The 16,054-nt window shown below is 61.1% G+C and carries 13 protein-coding genes; 11 read left to right on the top strand and 2 right to left on the bottom strand.

From position 1 onward, the window contains the following. Nucleotides 1-69 precede the first annotated feature (69 nt). Together rnhA and AC3ZU9_RS21110 are read right to left on the bottom strand one after the other, a co-directional pair. Entirely contained in the window at nt 70-522 is a 453-nt protein-coding gene (gene rnhA, locus AC3ZU9_RS21105) for a ribonuclease HI (RefSeq protein WP_003173571.1), read from the bottom strand. An 18-nt stretch (nt 523-540) separates the two neighbouring features. Next, a complete protein-coding gene (locus tag AC3ZU9_RS21110; RefSeq protein ID WP_043205244.1) occupies nt 541-1,311 on the bottom strand; it encodes a class I SAM-dependent methyltransferase in 771 nt (256 codons plus the stop codon). Nucleotides 1,312-1,376: 65 nt separating this feature from the next. Between AC3ZU9_RS21110 and gloB the strand changes: the two genes are divergently transcribed. The 11 genes from gloB (at nt 1,377) to AC3ZU9_RS21165 (ending at nt 16,048) form a co-directional block, all read left to right on the top strand. Next, nucleotides 1,377-2,144 (top strand): hydroxyacylglutathione hydrolase, encoded by a 768-nt coding sequence (gloB, locus tag AC3ZU9_RS21115; RefSeq protein WP_122810667.1) that lies wholly within the window; start codon nt 1,377-1,379, stop codon nt 2,142-2,144. 98 nt (nt 2,145-2,242) lie between these two features. Beyond that, nucleotides 2,243-3,658, top strand: coding sequence for a lytic transglycosylase domain-containing protein (locus AC3ZU9_RS21120; RefSeq protein WP_046034069.1), 1,416 nt, complete (start codon nt 2,243-2,245; stop codon nt 3,656-3,658). A gap of 315 nt (nt 3,659-3,973) precedes the next feature. After that, complete coding sequence (locus tag AC3ZU9_RS21125; RefSeq protein WP_102060307.1) at nt 3,974-5,803, top strand: extracellular solute-binding protein; 1,830 nt, start codon at nt 3,974-3,976, stop codon at nt 5,801-5,803. Beyond that, nucleotides 5,800-7,638, top strand: coding sequence for an extracellular solute-binding protein (locus AC3ZU9_RS21130; RefSeq protein WP_489096348.1), 1,839 nt, complete (start codon nt 5,800-5,802; stop codon nt 7,636-7,638). Before AC3ZU9_RS21125 ends, AC3ZU9_RS21130 begins: the two co-directional genes overlap by 4 nt. After that, on the top strand, nt 7,639-8,715 hold the full coding sequence (locus tag AC3ZU9_RS21135; RefSeq protein WP_012723836.1) for a microcin C ABC transporter permease YejB: 1,077 nt from the start codon (nt 7,639-7,641) through the stop codon (nt 8,713-8,715). A 1-nt stretch (nt 8,716) separates the two neighbouring features. Continuing rightward, entirely contained in the window at nt 8,717-9,736 is a 1,020-nt protein-coding gene (locus AC3ZU9_RS21140) for an ABC transporter permease (protein ID WP_012723835.1), read from the top strand. Between the two features lies 1 nt (nt 9,737). After that, nucleotides 9,738-11,351: an ABC transporter ATP-binding protein gene (locus AC3ZU9_RS21145; protein ID WP_012723834.1), complete on the top strand. Its 1,614-nt coding sequence runs from the start codon at nt 9,738-9,740 to the stop codon at nt 11,349-11,351. Nucleotides 11,352-11,693: 342 nt separating this feature from the next. Then, on the top strand, nt 11,694-11,975 hold the full coding sequence (locus AC3ZU9_RS21150) for a peptidylprolyl isomerase (RefSeq protein WP_010210937.1): 282 nt from the start codon (nt 11,694-11,696) through the stop codon (nt 11,973-11,975). Between the two features lie 130 nt (nt 11,976-12,105). Further along, entirely contained in the window at nt 12,106-13,965 is a 1,860-nt protein-coding gene (locus AC3ZU9_RS21155) for an extracellular solute-binding protein (RefSeq protein ID WP_012723833.1), read from the top strand. Further along, entirely contained in the window at nt 13,965-15,026 is a 1,062-nt protein-coding gene (locus AC3ZU9_RS21160) for a microcin C ABC transporter permease YejB (RefSeq protein WP_490091267.1), read from the top strand. The genes AC3ZU9_RS21155 and AC3ZU9_RS21160 overlap by 1 nt, the downstream gene beginning before the upstream one ends. Continuing rightward, nucleotides 15,026-16,048 carry an ABC transporter permease gene (locus tag AC3ZU9_RS21165; protein WP_012723831.1) on the top strand — a complete coding sequence of 341 codons (1,023 nt, stop codon included), beginning with the start codon at nt 15,026-15,028 and terminating at the stop codon, nt 16,046-16,048. The genes AC3ZU9_RS21160 and AC3ZU9_RS21165 overlap by 1 nt, the downstream gene beginning before the upstream one ends. Nucleotides 16,049-16,054: the final 6 nt, after the last annotated feature.

Raw genomic sequence — 16,054 nt, forward strand, 5'->3', positions numbered from 1 at the left:
CAGCTCTCAACGGTGTGGTGTGCAGTGTGGTGTGCGTCAACGGGCGTGATCTTAACATGTGAGTCGCCATCAGCTCTGCTTGTAGCCGCGCACTTCGTCCACGCCCCGGTTGGCCAGCTGGTCCGCGCGCTCGTTGCCAGGGTGGCCGATGTGACCGCGCACCCATTTCCAGGTGATGTCATGGCGATTGCATTGCTCGTCCAGCAGCTGCCACAGGTCGGCATTTTTCACCGGTTCCTTGGCCGCAGTCTTCCAGCCACGCTTCTTCCAGTTGACCATCCACTCGTTGATGCCCTTCATCACGTATTGCGAGTCGGTCACCAGCAGCACGTTGCAGCGGCGCTTGAGTTCTTCCAGGCCACGAATGGCGCCCATCAGTTCCATGCGGTTGTTGGTGGTGTTGGCTTCACCGCCCCACAACTCTTTCTCCACGCCCTTGCACACCAGCAACGCGCCCCAGCCGCCAGGGCCCGGGTTGCCTTTGCAGGCGCCATCGGTGAAGAGTTCTACGCTATCGGTCATCGGTTACTCGGTATTCATTCAAGAAGAGGGTTGCGCATCGCTTTGCTTGCGGTTGACCTTGGCCATCGGCATCGGCACCAGTTTGCCCATCGGCTCACGGCGCACCTGCTGCACCGGCCGCAGCCCAACCACGATCTTGCGCGCCACCAGCAGATAGAAGCCGCCACCCGCCAACTGCCAGGCACCTGCGCGGCGCTCCCAACCGGCCAGGCGGCCTTGCCACTTGGTCGACGCAAGCGGCGGACGATAGCACCCGAAGCGGCGTTTCTCCAGCGCGAAGCCCAGCAGGTTAAGCCAGTCGCCCACCCGCTGCGGCGAGATGCAACGCGCCTGGCGCAGGCCATCGTGGGCGAACGCATGGCGCAGGCCCCAGCTGCTCCAGGGGTTGATCCCCACAATCAGCAAATGGCCACCCGGCCGTACGCTGCTCGCCGCTTCGCGCAGCAAGCCATGGGGTGACAGGCAGAAATCCAGGCCATGCTGCAACACCACCACGTCGGCGGCGTGCTCGCTCAAGGGCCACGCCTGTTCTTCGCAGACGATCTCCACCCCCGGCAACGGCGCCCCCAAGCGCACATTGCGCTGCACTTGGGGCGCACACGGCGGCGTTTCGGCCGAAGGGCCGTAATGCACCAGATAGCCACCAAAGAACCGGCCCAGCTCGTCTTCGAGCATGCGCCGTTCTTCGTCCAGCAGAAATTGCCCGATGGGACCGGACAGCCATTCGCGGGCGGCGCTGATCAGGGCCAGCCACTCAGGATCGGCCTGGGCGAACGCTTTATCAGTCATTGCATTCTCCAACTCGCCTAGACGTTCTAAGATGCACCAATGTGTTCAGCTTGGCGAATCGAAGAATGATACAGATCAGTGCCCTGCCCGCCTTCACCGATAACTACATCTGGTTGTTACAGGACCCGCACACCCAACGCTGCGCCGTGGTCGACCCCGGCGATGCCGCCCCGGTCCTGGACTGGCTCGAACAGAACCCAGGCTGGGCCCTCAGCGACATCCTGGTCACCCACCATCACCATGATCATGTCGGCGGCGTCGAACAGCTCAAAGGTGCTACCAACGCCAAGGTCTACGGCCCGGCCAACGAGAAGATCCCCGCACGGGACGTGGCCTTGAACGATAACGACCGCATCACGGTACTCGGCTGGGACTTCGACATTTATACAGTGCCCGGCCACACCCTGGGCCATATCGCCTTTTATCACAGCGGTGTGCTGCTGTGCGGCGACACCCTGTTCGCCGCCGGCTGCGGGCGCCTGTTCGAAGGCACGCCGGAACAGATGTACACCTCCCTTGAACGGTTGGCCGCCCTGCCCGCCGACACCCGGGTGTACTGCACCCACGAATACACACAAAGTAACCTCAAGTTCGCCCAAGCGGTGGAACCGGATAACGCCGATATCGCCGAACGAGTGGAAAGCGTCCGCCAACTGCGCGCCCGTGGCGAGATCACATTGCCTTCCAACCTAGCCCTGGAGCGGCTGACCAACCCTTTCCTACGTACCTCTGAAACATCCGTTAAACAAAAAGCGGACGAACGGAATGGCCGCGACAACCGCTCTGGGGCCGAGGTGTTTGCTAGCTTGAGGGCGTGGAAAGATAAGTTCTAACCAGAAGCAATCTGATACGTAATTTCTGAATGGTTGACCGGAACCGAACGGGTTTCTAGAATCGCCCGACATTTTTGCCCGGAACTTACTTCCAGCCAATGTCGTCATCTATTCGTAAATCCAACCATTCAGACGCATTGACCCGCCTGGCTCAAGCTGTGGCGGTGGCTGTGTCCGCCACGCTGGCGGGCTGCCAATCAAGCAATTTCACCGCACAATCCACCGTGCAACCCAAGCCGAACCTTAGCGCCAAGATCAAACAGAAACCCGTCATCTGGCTGTCAGAGAAGCCTGCACCCGAAGTGCCCCAGGACGTCTGGGAACGCATGCGACGGGGCTTTCAATTGCAGGAAGGCCTAGGCGTCAACCCGCGCATCGAGCAACAGCGCCTGTGGTTCGCCAGCAACCCTTCCTTTCTGGAGAACGCCGGAGAACGCGGCAGCCTCTACATTCACTACATCGTCGAACGCCTTGAAGAACGCAACATGCCCCTGGAGCTGGCGCTGCTGCCGGTGATTGAAAGTGCCTACAACCCGATGGCCTATTCGCGCAGCGATGCGGTCGGCCTGTGGCAGTTCATCCCATCCACCGGGCGCTACTTCAACCTGCGCCAGACCCGCGCCTACGACGGCCGCCGCGACATCACCGCCTCCACCACCGCCGCCCTCGACTACCTGACCCGCCTGCACGACATGTTCAACGGCGACTGGCTGTTGGCCCTGGCCGCCTACAACGCCGGCGAAGGCACGGTGAGCCGGGCAATCGAGCGCAACGAGAAGCTCGGCCTGCCGACCGACTACTGGAACCTGCCCCTGCCCCAGGAAACCAAGGACTACGTGCCCAAGTTCCTGGCACTGTCCCAGGTGGTGCTGGCGCCCGAGGCCTATGGCGTCAACCTGAACCCGATCGCCAACACGCCGTACTTCGAAGTGGTTGAAGTCAAGCAGAGCATGGACCTGTCACGGGTTGCCGCGCTGGCCGAGATCGACGAAGACGAACTGTTCCAGCTCAACCCTGCCCTGAAACAACGCACCACCCTGGACGGTCCCCAGCATTTGCTGGTGCCCAGCTCCAAGGCGCAACTGCTCACCAGCACCCTGTCGACGATGAAGCCGGAAGAATTACTGGCGATGCGTCCGAAAAAGCAGGTGTTCGACGAAGTCGAGACCGCCCGGGTGGCCGGCCGCAGCCGCAGCTACAAAGTGCGCAGTGGCGACAACCTCACGCTCATCGCCAAGGCCAACAAGGTCGACGTGCATGACCTGCAACGCTGGAACAAGCTCAACGGCCAGGCCCTCAAGGTCGGCCAGACGCTGGTAATGCAGGACACGCGCAAGCTGGTGGCCAAGGCCGACAGCAAGAAGCCAGTGCAGTACAAAGTCAAGAAAGGCGACTCGCTGTACATCGTCGCCAAGCGCTTCAACGTTGAGATGCAACATCTCAAGCGCTGGAACCCGCGCACAGGCCAGGCGCTTAAGCCAGGGCAGATGCTGGTGGTTTCCGGGCCACGCTAACTGACAAACCAGCCTGTTTGTGTGAACAGGCTTGTATGGTGAACAGGCTTGCTGTGTTGAGTGGGCTTCTGTGGTGAGCGGGCTTGCCCCGCGCTGGGCTGCGAAGCAGCCCCAATGGCTACACGCATTCCTCCAGACAAAACTCACCGCCTGGTTCCAGGGCTGCTCCGCAGCCCAGCGCGGGGCAAGCCCGCTCACCACAACAAGCCCGGTCCCACATAGGTTTATCGCCGATTTCAAGATGCTTTTTCCAACCGGAACAAGCTGTTACTGTACCGATCATAAAGCCCAAGCCGCCTGGATCGGATCTCTGACTTGAAGCGTCCCCTCCTTCTACTAATAAGTCTGGCCTTGAGCTTTGGTGCGAACGCGACGATTACCGAGAGCCACGGTTATACGCAGTTCGGCAGCCTCAAGTACCCGGCCAAATTCACCCACTTCGATTGGGTAAACCCTGCAGCGCCGAAAGGCGGGACATTGCGGGTCATGGCATTTGGCACCTTCGATACCCTCAACCCCTATACCTTCAAGGGCTCAAGCCCGGTTTCCACGCCCAATTTCCTGCAATACGGCGTGAATGAGCTGAATGAGCCATTGATGGTCGGCACCGGCCTTTATGCGCCGTCCGGCGATGAACCCACCTCCAGTTATGGGCTGATCGCGCAGTCGGTAGAGTACAGCGAGGACCGCAGTTGGGTGGTGTTCAACCTGCGCCCCCAGGCGCGCTTCCACGATGGCAAGCCAATCACCGCCTACGATGTGGCGTTTTCCTATCGCACGCTGCTGACCGAAGGCCACCCGCAATACCGCACCAACCTGCAGGAAGTGGCACGGGTGGATATCCTCAACCGTCACCGCATCCGCTTTGTGTTCAAGCGCGCCGGCAACCCGTTGCTGATCCTGCGCCTGGGCGAGTTGCCGGTATTGCCCCAGCACTATTGGAAGAACCGCGACTTCAAGGCCACCACCTTCGAACCGCCGCTGGGCAGCGGGCCATACCGTATCACCAAGGTTAGCCCGGGGCGGCAACTGGTGTTCGAACGGGTCAAGGACTACTGGGGCAAGGACCTGCCGGTCAACCAGGGTTTCTATAACTACGACAAGGTCGAAGTGGAGTTCTACCGAGACAGCGACGTGGCCTTCGAAGCCTTCAAGGCCGGCGAGTTCGATATCTATATCGAGCACCAGGCCAAGAACTGGGCCAACGGCTACACCTTCCCGGCAGTGAACCGGGGTGATGTGATCAAGGCGCAGATCGCCCACCAGATCCCGACCCAAAGCCAAGGCCTGTTCATGAACACCCGGAGGCCGACCTTCAGCCAGACCAAGGTGCGCGAAGCCCTGGGGCTGATGTTCGACTTCGAATGGACCAACCGCACCCTGTTCAGCAGCGCCTATAAACGCACCTTGAGCTACTACCCCAACAGCGAGTTCGCCGCGACCGGCGTGCCCACCGGGCATGAATGGCTGATGCTCTCGCCGTACCGCGAGCAGTTGCCGGCCAACCTGTTTACCCAGCCGTTCAGCCTGCCCCAGACCGACGGCCGCGGCATCCCCCGCGAGACCCTGCGCCACGCCCTGGCGTTGCTCGGCGAGGCCGGTTGGAAACTGTCAGGCCAACGGCTGCTGAACAAGGACGGCCAACCCCTGCGCTTCGAGATCCTGCTGGTCAACCCGAACCTGGAGCGCATCCTGCAGCCCTACGTCGAGAACCTGATCAGCATCGGCATCGACGCACGCCTGCGGACCGTCGACCGCGCCCAGTACAAGCAGCGCCTGGATCAATTCGACTTCGACATGATCCTGATCACCCTCAACCAGACCTTGAGCCCCGGCCTTGAGCAGTGGCAGTACTTCCACTCCAGCCAGGCCGCGATCAAGGGCAGCAAGAACTACGCAGGCATCGCCAACCCGATTGTCGATCACCTGCTGGAACAACTGCTGGCCGCCAAGACCCGCGAGGAGCAACTGGCCGCCGGCCGTGCCCTGGACCGCGTGCTGCTGTGGCAGCACTACAGCATTCCCAACTGGTACCTCAACTATCATCGCTTGGCGTACCGCAACCGGTTCGCCTTTGTCACCACGCCGCCCTACAGCCTGGGCCTGAGCGCGTGGTGGCTGAAAGCTTCGGAGAAAGCCCAATGATGTATTTGCGTACTGCCCTGCTCGGCAGCCTGCTGCTGTGCACCGTGGCCCAAGCCGCCCCGCAACATGCGTTGACGCTGTACAACGAACCGCCGAAATACCCCGCCGACTTCAAGCACTTCGACTACGTCAACCCGGACGCCCCCAAGGGCGGCACGTTCCGCGAGTCGGCCATGGGCGGCTTCGACAGCCTCAACCCCTACATCAGCAAAGGTGTGCCGGCCGATAACCTGAGCCTGATCTACGACACCCTGGCCATGCAAAGCCTGGACGAGCCCATCACCGAATACGGCCTGGTCGCCGGCAAGATCGAAAAAGCCCCGGACAACAGCTGGGTGCGGTTCTACCTGCGCCCCGAAGCACGCTTCCATGATGGCCACCCGATCCGTGCCGAAGACGTGGTGTTCACCTTCCAGGAACTGATCAAGGAAGGCTCGCCGATCTATCGCACGTATTACGCCGACGTCGACGAAGTGATCGCCGAAGACCCGCTGAAGGTGCTGTTCAAGTTCAAGCGCACCAATAACCGCGAATTGCCGCTGATCCTCGGGCAACTGCCGGTACTGCCCAAACATTGGTGGGCGACCCGCGACTTCGCCAAGGGCAACCTGGAAGTGCCGCTGGGCAGCGGGCCGTACAAGGTGGCCGAGGTCAAGGCCGGGCGCATGATCCGCTATGAGCGAGTCAAGGATTACTGGGCCAAGGACCTGCCAGTCACCCAAGGTTTCTACAATTTCGATAACCGCATCACCGACTACTACCGCGACAGCACCGTGTCGCTGGAGGCGCTGAAGGCCGGGCAGTTCGATTACTGGCTGGAATTCAGCGCGAAAAACTGGGCCAATGCCTACAACATCCCGGCAGTGACTGAGGGCCGCTTGATCAAGGAAGAAATCCCCAACGGCAACCCCACCGGGATGCAGGGCTTTGTGTTCAATACGCGCAAGCCGATGTTCCAAGACGTGCGCGTGCGCAAGGCCATCAGCCTGTTGCTGGATTTCGAGTGGAGCAACAAGCAGCTGTTCAACGGGGCCTATACCCGCACCCGCAGTTATTTCGAAAACTCGGAAATGGCCGCCACCGGCCTGCCCGGCCCGGACGAGCTGGCGATTCTCGAACCGCTGCGCGACAAGATCCCGCCCGAAGTCTTCACCCAGGCCTTCGAACCCTCCAAGACCGATGGCAGCGGCATGATCCGCAACCAACAGCGCGAGGCGTACCAGTTGCTGCAGGACGCCGGCTGGCGGATCGTCGATGACAAGATGGTCGACACCACCGGCAAGCCGGTGAAAATCGAATTCCTGCTGGCCCAGACTGAGTTCGAACGCATCCTGTTGCCGTTCAAGCGCAACCTGGCCGACCTGGGCATCGACCTGGTGATCCGGCGAGTGGACGTCTCGCAATTCGTCAACCGGATCCGCTCGCGGGATTTCGACATGCTGGTGGGCAGCTTCCCCCAGTCCACCTCACCGGGCAATGAACAACGGGAATTCTGGAAATCCTCCAGCGCCGACAAGCCGGGCAGCCGCAATTACATGGGGCTCAAGGATCCAGCCGTCGACCAGCTGGTAGAAGAACTGATCGATGCACACTCGCGAAAAAGCCTGGTGGCCCACGCCAAGGCGCTGGATCGCGTACTGCAATTTGGCTACTACGTGATCCCCAATTGGCACATCAAGACCTACCGCGTGGCGTATTGGAATCACCTCGGGCACCCCAAGGTCCCGCCGCGCTACGACGTCGGCACCGCGACTTGGTGGGCCAAACCCAACGTCAAACCGGCTATTCCTTTAGACACAAGTACCAACGCCGATCCGGCGAGCGGAGGCGATTAAATGCTGGCCTATATCTTTCGCCGCCTGTTGCTGATCATCCCGACGCTGTTCGGGATCCTGCTGATCAACTTCGTCATCATCCAGGCCGCCCCCGGTGGCCCCGTGGAGCAGATGATCGCCAAGCTCGAAGGCTTTGAGGGCGCCACCAGCCGCATTGCCGGCGGCGGGGCCGAAGTGTCGGTGGCCGGTTCCAGCAGTTACCGTGGCGCCCAGGGCCTGGACCCGACGCTGATCAAGGAAATCGAAAAGATGTACGGTTTCGACAAATCGGCGCCGGAACGCCTGTGGATCATGGTCAAGAACTACGCCCAGCTGGATTTTGGCGACAGCTTCTTCCGTGACGCCAAGGTCATCGACCTGATCAAGGAAAAGATGCCGGTGTCCATCTCCCTCGGGTTATGGAGCACGCTGATCATGTACCTGGTGTCGATCCCCCTGGGGATCGCCAAGGCCACCCGACATGGCAGCCATTTCGACGTGTGGACCAGTTCGGCAATCATCGTCGGTTATGCGATCCCGGCGTTCCTGTTTGCGATCCTGCTGATCGTGGTGTTTGCCGGCGGCAGTTATTTCGACTGGTTCCCCTTGCGCGGGCTGACGTCGAACAACTTCGACGAGTTGAGCTGGGGCGGCAAGGTCCTCGATTACTTCTGGCACCTGGCGCTGCCGATTACCGCGCTGGTGATCGGCAACTTCGCCACCATGACCCTGCTGACCAAGAACAGCTTTCTCGACGAGATCAACAAGCAGTACGTGATCACCGCCAAAGCCAAGGGCCTGACCAACCACCGTGTGCTGTACGGCCATGTGTTCCGCAACGCCATGCTGCTGGTGATCGCCGGTTTCCCCTCGGCGTTCATCGGCATCTTCTTCACCGGTTCATTGCTGGTGGAGGTGATTTTCTCCCTCGACGGCCTGGGCCTGATGAGCTTTGAAGCGGCGATCAACCGCGACTACCCGGTGGTGTTCGGCACGCTGTTCATCTTCACCCTGCTGGGGTTGATCGTGAAACTGATCGGCGACCTCACCTACACCCTGGTCGATCCGCGAATCGACTTTGCCAGCCGGGAGCATTGAGATGAATCTGTCCCCCCTCAATCGCCGCCGGTTCGAGCGGTTCAAGGCCAACAAGCGCGGCTGGTGGTCGCTGTGGCTGTTCCTGATCCTGTTCGTGCTGAGCCTGGGCGCCGAGCTGATCGCCAACGACAAGCCGCTGGCCGTGCACTACGACGGCGGCTGGTATTTCCCGGCGCTCAAGCGCTACCCGGAGACCACCTTTGGCGGTGAATTCCCGCTGGAGGCCAACTACAAGAGCCCGTATATCCAGGAACTGCTCAAGGCCAAGGACGCCTGGACGTTGTGGGCACCGATCCCGTTCAGCTACCAGAGCATCAACTACGACCTCAAGGTGCCCGCACCGGCACCGCCCTCTTCGGTGAACTTGCTGGGCACCGATGACCAGGGCCGCGATGTGTTGGCGCGGGTGATCTACGGGTTCCGCGTGTCGGTGCTGTTTGCCCTGACCCTCACGGTGCTCAGCTCGATCATCGGCGTGATCGCCGGGGCCTTGCAGGGCTTCTATGGCGGCTGGGTCGACCTGGCCGGGCAGCGCTTCCTGGAAATCTGGTCCGGGTTGCCGGTGCTGTACCTGTTGATCATCCTCGCCAGTTTCGTGCAGCCCAACTTCTGGTGGCTGCTGGGGATCATGCTGCTGTTTTCCTGGATGAGCCTGGTGGACGTGGTGCGCGCCGAGTTCCTGCGCGGGCGCAACCTCGAATACGTGCGCGCGGCCAGGGCCTTGGGCATGCAGAACGGCGCGATCATGTTCCGCCACATCCTGCCCAACGCGATGGTCTCGACCATGACCTTCATGCCGTTCATCCTCACCGGCGCCATCGGCACCCTCACCGCCCTGGACTTCCTCGGCTTTGGCTTGCCGGCCGGCTCGCCGTCGTTGGGCGAGCTGGTGGCCCAGGGCAAATCAAACCTGCAAGCGCCGTGGCTGGGCATGAGTGCCTTTGCCGTGCTGGCGATCATGTTGAGTTTGCTGGTGTTTATCGGCGAGTCCGCTCGCGATGCCTTCGACCCGAGGAAATGAGATGAATCAGGACAATCTGATCGAAATCCGCGACCTCTCCGTCGAGTTCGTCACCGGCGACCATCACCAACGCGTGGTGAACAACGTCAGCTTCGACATCAAGCGCGGCGAAACCATCGCGCTGGTGGGCGAAAGCGGTTCGGGCAAATCGGTCACCGCCCACTCGATCCTGCGCCTGCTGCCCTACCCGCTGGCGCGGCATCCTTCCGGCACCATCAACTATGCCGGGCAGGACCTGCTGACACTGAAAGAAAAAACCATCCGGCACATTCGCGGCAACCGCATTGCGATGATCTTCCAGGAGCCGATGACCTCGCTGAACCCGCTGCACAACATCGAGAAACAGATCAACGAAGTACTGGGCCTGCACAAGGGGCTCACCGGCAAGGTCGCCACCCAGCGCACCCTGGAGTTGCTGGAACTGGTGGGCATCCCCGAGCCGCACAAGCGCCTCAAGGCCCTGCCCCATGAACTCTCCGGCGGCCAGCGCCAGCGGGTGATGATCGCCATGGCGTTGGCCAATGAACCCGAACTGCTGATCGCCGATGAGCCGACCACGGCCCTCGACGTGACGGTGCAGTTGAAAATCCTCGAATTGCTCAAGGAGCTGCAGGCACGGCTAGGCATGGCGCTGCTGCTGATCAGCCATGACTTGAACCTGGTACGGCGTATCGCCCATCGCGTGTGCGTGATGCAAAAAGGCTGCATCGTTGAACAGGCCGATTGCGAGACGCTGTTCCAGTCGCCCCAGCACCCCTACACCCAGGAACTGCTGGCGGCGGAACCCAGCGGCGGCCCGGCGACCAATGTGATTGGCCCGCCGTTGCTGGAAGTCGATGACCTGAAAGTGTGGTTTCCGATCAAGAAGGGCTTTTTGCGCACCACCGTCGATTACGTCAAGGCGGTGGACGGCATCAACTTCAGCCTGCCCCAGGGACAGACCCTGGGCATCGTCGGCGAAAGCGGCTCGGGCAAATCCACCCTGGGCCTGGCAATTCTGCGGTTGATCGGCAGCAAGGGCGGCATTCGTTTTGAAGGTCAACAACTGGATCGGCTCACCCAGCAACAGGTGCGACCGTTGCGTCGGGAAATGCAGGTGGTGTTTCAGGACCCGTTTGGCAGCTTGAGCCCGCGGATGTGCGTCAGTGAGATCGTCGGCGAGGGGCTGCGCATCCACAAGATGGGTACGCCTGCCGAGCAGGAGGCGGCGATTATTGCGGCGCTCAAGGAAGTGGGGCTGGATCCGGAATCGCGGCACCGGTACCCGCATGAGTTCTCTGGCGGTCAGCGGCAGCGTATTGCCATTGCCCGGGCGTTGGTGCTCAAGCCACGCCTGATTCTGCTGGACGAGCCGACCTCGGCGCTGGATCGCACGGTGCAGCGGCAGGTGGTCGAGTTATTGCGCAGTTTGCAGGCTAAGTACAACTTGACCTATCTGTTTATCAGCCATGATTTGGCGGTGGTTAAGGCGTTGAGTCACCAGTTGATGGTGGTGAAGCATGGGCAGGTGGTGGAACAGGGGGATGCGGCGGGGATTTTTGCTGCGCCGCAGCATGGGTATACGCGGCAGTTGTTGGAGGCGGCGTTTTTGGTGCCTGCTGCTCGCGTTGATTGACGCAGTACCTATCCGTTAATGGGGGATGGCTGTCCGCCCTTACGGCGGGTCACTTTTGAAAAGAGCCGGGATACCGGCCCAGCCAAACGTATCGACGTGATGTAGGGAGATCAATCAGCTCTGCTTTTGATCTACACCGCGCCATGCCGAGCCTAGGCGAGGCACCGAGTAGTGGGGCGAAGCGTTTTTGGCGCGCTTCCAAAAGTGCCCCGCTGTAAGAGCAGAACCCTGAGTAGCCGTTACCGAAGAAACGGATATGTACGCCAATCCCACGGAACTTTGCCAGGAAATAACCGCCTGAATCCGGTACGCTCACCCTTTTTACTCAAGGAGTTACTCCCCATGGCCAAAGCCACCGCCCGTCACATCCTCGTTTCCACTGAAGACAAGTGCAACGAACTCAAGGCCCAAATCGAAGGCGGCGCCGATTTCGCAGAAATCGCCAAAGCCAACTCCAGCTGCCCTTCCAGCCGCGACGGCGGCAACCTGGGTTCGTTCGGTCCAGGCCAGATGGTCAAGGAATTCGACACCGTCGTCTTCAGCGCCCCGGTCAACACCGTGCAAGGCCCGGTGAAAACCCAGTTCGGCTACCACCTGCTGGAAGTCACCAGCCGCCAGGACTGATCCTGTCTGTGCTGATGCTATAAACAACGGCCCGCCTTTTGGTGGGCCGTTGTGCATGTGATGACTGGCGACGCTGATGCCGTTAGCGTACAAATCCTTTTTCTTCTTCACACGGCGTTCAAGGCTGACAATGCGATTGGCTTTTTCCTACATGCTGAGCTCGACCCTGGCCCTGCTGCTGGCCAGTTCCGCCGTGATCGCGGCGCCCCAACCCTACCTGACGGTGTACGGCGAACCGGCCAAGTACCCCGCCGGTTTTACCCATTTCGACTACGCCAACCCCAACGCCCCCAAAGGCGGCAGCCTGCGCCGCTCGGCCATCGAGATTGGGCGCTTCGACCATGTGCTGCCGTATATCGACAAAGGCATCGGCGTGTCCCAGGTCGACGGCTGGCTCTACGCGCCCCTGGCCCAGCGCTCCCTCGACGAGCCCTACACGGTCTACGGCCTGGTCGCCGAGAAGATGGAACGCGCCGACGATGGCCTGTCGCTGCGCTTTTTCCTCAACCCCAAGGCACGCTTTGCCGACGGCAAGCCGATCACCGCCGAAGACGTGCGCTACAGCTTCGACCTGTTGATGACCCAAGGCAGCCTGCGCTTTCGCACCCTGTTCGCCGACGTCAAGCACGTCGAGGTCGAGGGCGAGCGTCAGGTACGCTTCGATTTCTCCAGCAATGAAAATCGCACCCTGCCCCTGGATATCGCCACCCTGCCCGTCTTCCCGGAGCACTGGTGGAAGACCCGCGACTTCGCCAATGGCGGCGGCTATGAAGCGCCCCTGGGCAGCGGCCCTTACAAAGTCAGCAAGATCGACTCCGGCAGCACCATCACCTTTACCCGCGACCCGAACTGGTGGGGCAAGGACTTGCCCGTCAGCCGTGGTCTGTACAACTTCGATCACCTGAGCCTGGAATATTTCGGCGACACCGAAGTGGCCCGCCAGGTCCTGCGCGGCGGCGCCTATGATTTCAACCGCGAATTTTCCGCCACCGGCTATTCCATCGGTTACAACGGCCCGGCCCTGGATGACGGTCGCCTGCAACGCGCGCACCTGGCCAAGGAGATGCCGCAACCGGCCCAGGGTTATGTGTTCAACGTGCAAAAACCAGTCTTCAAGGACCGCCGCGTGCGCCAGGCCCTCGCGATGCTGTGGGACTTCGAATGGGCCAACCGGCAGATGATGCGCAATATGTATATCCGCCAACAAAGCTTCTTTTCCAATAGCCCGTTGGCGGCCAGCCAGCCGCCGACCCAAGAAGAACTGGCGATTCTTGAACCGTTGCGCGGCCAAGTGCCCGACGAGGTGTTCACCCAGGTGTTCAAGGCGCCGGTTACCGACGGCAGCGGCATGATCCGCGACAAACAGCTGCAGGCACTGGCCTTGTTGGAAGAGGCCGGCTGGAAACCGGACGGCGACAAGCTGGTTAACGCCGAGGGCGAGCCGCTGGAGTTTACCTTCCTTAATGCCCAATCTGGCCTCGAACGCCTGTTGCTGCCGTACAAACGCAACCTGGCGCAGATCGGTATCACCCTGAATATCCGCCGTATCGACGCCTCCCAATATGTGAACCGGGTGATGGCACGGGACTACGACATGATCGTCACCGGCTTCCCGGTCACCACCTCGCCGGGCATGGAGCTCTACAACTATTTCGGCTCGGCCGCCGCTTTTGACCCCGGCGCCAACAACTACATGGTGCTCAAGGACCCGGCCGTCGACAGCCTGATCAAGGGCCTGGTCAAGGCCGACACCCAGGCGCAGATGCTCACCTACGCCCACGCACTGGACCGCGTGCTGCAATGGAACTACCTGTGGATTCCCAATTACTACCCGCCCGGCACGTCCGCCGCGTGGTGGAACCGCTTCGGCCGCCCGGCCATCGAGGCGAAAAACGACGAAGCCCTGGAAACCTGGTGGGAAATCAGCCCCACGCCCCTGACCAACGAGCAAATGAAGGCTGAGCTGAACAAACGCGGAGGTGCACGCTGATGTTTGCCTATATCGTGCGGCGCCTGCTGCTGATCATCCCGACGCTGGTGATCATCCTGTTGGTGAATTTCGTGATCGTGCAGGCCGCCCCAGGCGGTCCGGTGGAACAAGCCATCGCTCACCTGCAAGGGATTGGCGGCGGTGGCGTCGGCGGTTCATCCGGCGAAAGCATCAGCGGCGGCTCCCGCGCCAGCCGTGGCCTGGACCCGAAGCTGATCGCCGACATCGAAAAACAGTACGGTTTCGACAAGCCCGCGCCGGAACGCCTGTGGCTGATGCTCAAGAGCTATGCGCAGTTGGACTTCGGCAACAGCTTCTTTCGCGGCAAGACCGTGATCGACCTGATCCTGGAAAAAATGCCGGTGACCATTTCCCTCGGCCTGTGGGCCACGCTGATCACTTACCTGGTGTCGATACCCCTGGGAATTCGCAAGGCGGTGCGCCATGGCAGCAGCTTCGACGTATGGAGCAGCACCGCGATTGTGATCGGCTATGCCATGCCTGCGTTCCTGTTCGCGATGTTCCTGATCGTGGTCTTTGCCGGCGGCACCTCGCTTAACTGGTTCCCGGTGCGCGGGCTGGTGTCGGAAAACTTCGAAGAGCTGAGCACCGTGGGCAAGATCGCCGACTATTTCTGGCACCTGGTCTTGCCGGTCACCTCGCTGGTCATCGGCGGGTTCGCCACGCTGACCATCCTGACCAAAAACTCGTTTCTGAATGAAATTACCCGCCAGTACGTGGTGACGGCGCGCGCCAAGGGCTTGAGCGAACGGCGCGTGCTGTACAGGCATGTGTTTCGCAACGCGATGTTGCTGGTGATCTCGGGCATTCCGCAGGCGTTTATTGCGGTGTTCTTTGCCGGCTCGCTGCTGATCGAGGTGATCTTCTCCCTCGACGGCCTGGGCCGCATGAGCTACGAAGCCGCGGTGTCCCGCGATTATCCGGTGGTGTTCGGTTCGCTGTTTATCTTTACGTTGTTCGGCCTCTTGATAAAACTCATCGGTGACCTCTGCTACACCCTGGTGGACCCGCGTATCGACTTCGCCGCGAGGAACGCCTGATGCTTAATCTGTCTCCCGTGGCGCGTCGACGTTTCGAGCGGTTCAAGAAGAACCGTCGCGGCTGGTGGTCGCTGTGGCTGTTTATCGGCCTGTTTATCCTGACCCTCGGCGGCGAGTTGATCGCCAATGACAAGCCCTTGGTGCTGAGTTTCAAGAACGAGCTGTATTTCCCGGTGTTCAAGCGTTACACCGAGCAGCAGTTCGGCGGCCAGTTGCCGTTCCAGGCCGACTACCGCAGTGACTACGTGCAAAAGCTGATAGAGCAGGACGGCGGCTGGATGCTGTTCCCACCGATCCCGTTCAGCGACGACACGCCCAACTACGAACTGACCCGCCCTGCCCCCAGCCCGCCCTCGGCGGTGAACTGGCTCGGCACCGATGACCAGTCGCGGGATGTGCTGGCGCGGGTGATCTTTGGCGCACGCGTGTCGATTCTGTTTGCCTTGGCGCTCACCGCGATCAGCGCTGCCATCGGCATTGCCGCCGGTGCATTGCAGGGCTATTACGGCGGCTGGGTGGATTTGATCGGCCAGCGCGTGCTGGAGGTGTGGTCCGGGCTGCCGGTGCTGTACCTGCTGATCATCCTGTCGGGTTTTGTGGAGCCGAATTTCTGGTGGTTGCTGGGGATCATGGCGCTGTTTTCCTGGCTGGCCTTGGTGGACGTGGTGCGCGCCGAGTTCCTGCGCGGGCGCAACCTGGAATACGTCAAGGCCGCACGAGCCCTGGGCTTGGGCGACGGCAAGATCATTCGCCGGCATATCCTGCCCAACGCCATGACCGCTACGTTGAGCTACCTGCCGTTTATCCTGACCGGGGCGATTTCCACCTTGAGCGCCCTGGATTTCCTCGGTTTTGGCATGCCGGCGGGCAGCGCGTCGCTGGGTGAACTGATCGCCCAGGGCAAGCAGAACCTGCAAGCGCCGTGGCTGGGCCTCACGGCGTTTTTCACCTTGGCGCTGATCCTGTCGCTGCTGGTCTTTATCGGCGAGGCGTTGCGTGACGCCTTCGACCCCCGTTCATGAGTGCCT

It is taken from the genome of Pseudomonas sp. A39, assembly GCF_058145955.1.

Coding starts and splice junctions, on each gene's coding strand:
- rnhA (WP_003173571.1), bottom strand. CDS start 522: ATGACCGATAGCGTAGAACTCTTCACCGATGGCGCCTGCAAAGGCAAC.
- AC3ZU9_RS21110 (WP_043205244.1), bottom strand. CDS start 1,311: ATGACTGATAAAGCGTTCGCCCAGGCCGATCCTGAGTGGCTGGCCCTG.
- gloB (WP_122810667.1), top strand. CDS start 1,377: ATGATACAGATCAGTGCCCTGCCCGCCTTCACCGATAACTACATCTGG.
- AC3ZU9_RS21120 (WP_046034069.1), top strand. CDS start 2,243: ATGTCGTCATCTATTCGTAAATCCAACCATTCAGACGCATTGACCCGC.
- AC3ZU9_RS21130 (WP_489096348.1), top strand. CDS start 5,800: ATGATGTATTTGCGTACTGCCCTGCTCGGCAGCCTGCTGCTGTGCACC.
- AC3ZU9_RS21135 (WP_012723836.1), top strand. CDS start 7,639: ATGCTGGCCTATATCTTTCGCCGCCTGTTGCTGATCATCCCGACGCTG.
- AC3ZU9_RS21140 (WP_012723835.1), top strand. CDS start 8,717: ATGAATCTGTCCCCCCTCAATCGCCGCCGGTTCGAGCGGTTCAAGGCC.
- AC3ZU9_RS21145 (WP_012723834.1), top strand. CDS start 9,738: ATGAATCAGGACAATCTGATCGAAATCCGCGACCTCTCCGTCGAGTTC.
- AC3ZU9_RS21150 (WP_010210937.1), top strand. CDS start 11,694: ATGGCCAAAGCCACCGCCCGTCACATCCTCGTTTCCACTGAAGACAAG.
- AC3ZU9_RS21155 (WP_012723833.1), top strand. CDS start 12,106: ATGCGATTGGCTTTTTCCTACATGCTGAGCTCGACCCTGGCCCTGCTG.
- AC3ZU9_RS21160 (WP_490091267.1), top strand. CDS start 13,965: ATGTTTGCCTATATCGTGCGGCGCCTGCTGCTGATCATCCCGACGCTG.
- AC3ZU9_RS21165 (WP_012723831.1), top strand. CDS start 15,026: ATGCTTAATCTGTCTCCCGTGGCGCGTCGACGTTTCGAGCGGTTCAAG.